Genomic DNA, 432 nt, shown 5'->3' on the forward strand with positions numbered 1-432 from the left:
TGGCTATGTCATAGAAAGTTTATTATCTACCCAATTTGATAACCAACGCATTTCAAAAGATATTCCAGTCCCAGTTGCTCATAAGATTGGTGATGCAGATGATGTGAAACATGATGTGGCAATTGTATATGCAGAATCTCCTTTTGTTTTATCCATCTTTACGGATAAATCAAGCTATGATGAGATTACTCAAATCGCAAATGATATTTATGGTATATTAAAATAAATGAAAAAAAAATTTTTAAAAGTGACACAGGAAGGTCACTTTTTTGATAAACACAAGAAAGTATTAGTGGCCGTATCAGGTGGTTTAGATTCTATGAATCTATTTCATCTCTTGTACGAATACAGTAAAGAATTAGGAATTGAACTTGGACTTGTCCATGGTTGACATGGGCAAGTCCAAGTTCAATTCCTAATTCTTTACTGTAT

Annotated in this window: 2 protein-coding genes; both read left to right on the plus strand. The window is 32.6% G+C overall.

Annotated elements, in window-relative coordinates; all coding sequences use genetic code 11:
* A partial coding sequence (locus AC3DE3_RS17445; protein WP_488370882.1) for a serine hydrolase occupies positions 1 to 226 on the plus strand: 226 nt, incomplete at its 5' end.
* Entirely contained in the window at positions 227 to 391 is a 165-nt protein-coding gene (locus AC3DE3_RS17450; protein WP_488370883.1) for a PP-loop family protein, read from the plus strand.
* The last annotated feature ends 41 nt before the right edge of the window (positions 392 to 432 follow it).

The sequence above is a fragment of the Dietzia sp. IBK-p2-16D genome (assembly GCF_057773085.1).